The 2,767-nt window shown below is 67.4% G+C and carries 6 protein-coding genes (1 of these 6 running past the window's edge); 1 reads left to right on the top strand and 5 read right to left on the bottom strand.

All coding sequences use genetic code 11. From position 1 onward, the window contains the following. The 3 genes from FOZ70_RS37520 to FOZ70_RS37510 form a co-directional block, all read right to left on the bottom strand. The coding region (locus tag FOZ70_RS37520) for a RebB family R body protein (RefSeq protein ID WP_219707893.1) at positions 1 to 117 on the bottom strand (117 nt) is incomplete at its 3' end. Positions 118 to 225: 108 nt separating this feature from the next. Continuing rightward, positions 226 to 825, bottom strand: coding sequence for a hypothetical protein (locus tag FOZ70_RS37515; protein WP_219707892.1), 600 nt, complete (start codon positions 823 to 825; stop codon positions 226 to 228). Positions 826 to 1,211: 386 nt separating this feature from the next. Beyond that, positions 1,212 to 1,409 carry a hypothetical protein gene (locus tag FOZ70_RS37510; RefSeq protein ID WP_219707891.1) on the bottom strand — a complete coding sequence of 66 codons (198 nt, stop codon included), beginning with the start codon at positions 1,407 to 1,409 and terminating at the stop codon, positions 1,212 to 1,214. 237 nt (positions 1,410 to 1,646) lie between these two features. Between FOZ70_RS37510 and FOZ70_RS37505 the strand changes: the two genes are divergently transcribed. Next, complete coding sequence (locus tag FOZ70_RS37505) at positions 1,647 to 1,799, top strand: hypothetical protein (protein ID WP_155630236.1); 153 nt, start codon at positions 1,647 to 1,649, stop codon at positions 1,797 to 1,799. 136 nt (positions 1,800 to 1,935) lie between these two features. On the opposite strand, the gene FOZ70_RS37500 is transcribed toward FOZ70_RS37505, so the two are convergent. Next, positions 1,936 to 2,367 carry a hypothetical protein gene (locus tag FOZ70_RS37500; RefSeq protein ID WP_027792478.1) on the bottom strand — a complete coding sequence of 144 codons (432 nt, stop codon included), beginning with the start codon at positions 2,365 to 2,367 and terminating at the stop codon, positions 1,936 to 1,938. A gap of 87 nt (positions 2,368 to 2,454) precedes the next feature. Continuing rightward, positions 2,455 to 2,767: the end of a tyrosinase family protein gene (locus FOZ70_RS38455; RefSeq protein ID WP_346656433.1), read on the bottom strand. Its footprint extends 437 nt past the window's final position; the window shows 313 of its 750 coding nt (coding positions 438-750); its start codon lies beyond the right edge, outside the window — the gene reads right to left on this strand; it ends in the stop codon at positions 2,455 to 2,457.

Raw genomic sequence — 2,767 nt, 5'->3', positions numbered from 1 at the left:
CTGGTACAGCGAGCCCATCGCCATCGCCGGCGCCTCGGCGACCACCTTGACGTTGACCTGCGTGACGGCATCGGTAATCGCGGGATTGACCTGGCACACCTGACACGTATCACCCATTTTTTGCTCCTTGATTCACGTAGTTGAGAGGTCGCACATCGGGGCCGGCCGGTCTCGTGTCCAGCCGCCGGACTTCAGCCGCTCGACTTCAACCGCATGCCCGGTGTGCTACTCCATGGACGCTGGCCCGGGGGTATCGTGAACAGAAGCAGTGGCTGTGGCAGCAGCGGCCGGTTCGTGCATCTCGGCCGGACGAGCGCCGATGCGTTGCAGCCGCTCGTCGATCGCGTCGAGCCGCACGGCGAGCCGTTCGGCGAGCGAATCGACGTAGTGCCGGAAGCAGGCGTCGATTTCCTGCCGGATGAGGCCGGTCAGCTGTTCGCCGATCACCGCCAGCGCCTCGCGGGTGCTGTCCTGGATGTCGGCCGCGGCGGATGCCGGAGCGTCGTCCGGCGGCTCGTGCGCGTCGAGTACGCCGGACACCTTCTGCTGTTCCGACGCCAGCATGCCGAGGGTCGTCTCGTTCTGCGCGTCGATCGTCTGCAGGATGCCGCGCATCTTCTCGTACGCCTTCTGCTGGTTGAGCTGCAGAAAATGCTTGACCTGCTCGCGCGCCTCCTGCCGGNNGCCGGCCGCCGGGGCCGGCTGGGCCGCGTGACGACCCGGCAGCCGCTCGAGCAGCGCCCGTTCTTCAGCCGGCTCGAGCGGCCGTCCCAATCGTTTCTCCGCGAACTGCCGCAGCAACGGGTCGAGTGCGTCGTCGCTCATGGCTCACGCCTCCTCGAGGTCGGCCCGCGGCCCCGGTGCGTGCGGTTCGGGTACGGATGGACGCGGCGCAGGGGCGCCGACGCCGGCGTACTGCAATGGATATCGCATGGTGTTCTCCGGGAAATGGACAGACGGCGGCCCCGCCGGAAATTTCGGCGGGACCGCTGCAGGGACGAACCGTGCGACGGGTCTGTGAAATCGGTTGTCGCCGTGCGTCGCGCCTACGCCGGCGGACAATGCTCAGGCAAGCCGTGCCGCCGCGCATGCCGGCCGATACCGTTGCGCTGCGTTCGCCCGCCGCCCGGTGCGTGGTCTCTTTCATTGAGATCGACCTGCGCCACGATCATGTTCCGCCGAATTCGATCTCCAACCTGTTTTTTGCCATCCTAAGTAATCTGGCCGTTCTTGTTTCGCAAGCGGCCTTTCAGCGATTCCTCTGCGAGGGCCGCTCGATCGCTCAGTGCGTAGAACGCCAGCATGCTGACGAGCATCGCAAAGGCCACGCCGCTCGTATCCCAACGCAGCCCCACGCTGTCTGCGATTGCCCTGATCGCGGTCATGCCGAGCGCCATGACGAGCAACATCCCCGCGAATTCGAGCGCGATCCGCACCGGCGCNNGCGCCGGTGCCCGTCCTTGCGGTCGGCTTCGCGCCGAATCAGCAGCGCCAGCATGGCCAGCATCGACATCGGGAACCACTGGAGATGGAGCACCAGCATGTTCCACATGGCACCGGTATCGAGCGTGCCGCCACAGATGTCGAGAATGGCCTCGAGGGGCGCCCGCATCGCATCGAGCGTCAGTCCCGCGCAGATGGCGGCCATGCACCAGAGCATCGACCGGCGCGCGCACCTGCCCGGCGATCCGCCTCTCGTCGAGTACCCCGCCACGCCGCAGGCAAGCGCACCGATGCCGTTCCATATCCAGCTGGAAGGGGCACCATGCAGCCTCGTCGGCAAGTCGCACGCCAGGTAGCCGAGGGTCGCGAACGNNTCGGGAGCATGGCCGTTCGCGCGAGCCCGGCCTCCACGCATGCGCGGATCGCGCCCGTCACCGTCGCCGGACGCCTGGCCGGGTCGGCTGGCGGAGCACTCCGGGCAGTCATGGCCGTTCAGGCGGGATCTCGCATGACCGCATACCACGAGCACACCACCCCGGCCGGCGCGACGCCGCCGTTGCCGCTCGCATGCGGAACCGTCCGGACGATCGAACCGGTCAGCGCCGGACGCTGGTTGATGCCGTTGGGCCAGGGCGCGCTCACGTACCCGACATAGTCGTAGACCCACTCCTCGCCGCTGACCACGCCGCGCCCCTGGAAGCGGACGGTGCCGGGATTCCCGTAGCTGATCCAGCCGTTGAGCTGCAGCTCCCATCCCGGGCCGAAAATGCGCCCCTTGAAAATGCCCGCCGGTGCCTGCGCGATCTCGATCGTGCCGAGGCCGAATTCCAGGTCGTTGAATGCGGTGGCCGGATCGGGATCGTTCAGGAAACTGCGATAGGTCCACTGGCCCACCAGGCTGCCGGTTTCGGGTGTGTAGCTCATGCGCGCGCCTCCCCTTCATGTCCGTGTCGTCGAAATACCGAAGTGAACCGGCGCCACGCGATGGCGCCGGTTCGTCACGCGCCGTCGTTACCGGACCTCGAGCCGGAACAGTTTCGGCGCGGCCTGCGGAGCCGCACCGGCGACGGCTTGCGAAGCGGGCGGCGAAGCCGGTTGTGTCTGCAGGCGTACGCCTTCGCGCGTATGGATCTCGACGTCGTACTGGGCCCCCTCCACCGCACTCACCGAGAACTGGTCCAGCGGAAAGAACGCCTTCACTTCGAGGTGCGTCTGGCAGTTCGCGCAGTACTGCACGCTCCAGCGGCTCAGCACGGCCTCCGTGCCGAGCAGGTGCCGCTCGCCGTCCACGTTGACGTACGCGGAGACCAGGAACGACCCCGCG

This window comes from Burkholderia sp. COPS (assembly GCF_019425585.1).
Classification (GTDB): Bacteria; Pseudomonadota; Gammaproteobacteria; order Burkholderiales; family Burkholderiaceae; genus Burkholderia; species Burkholderia cepacia.
This window is presented reverse-complemented; position numbering and strand designations above follow the sequence as displayed.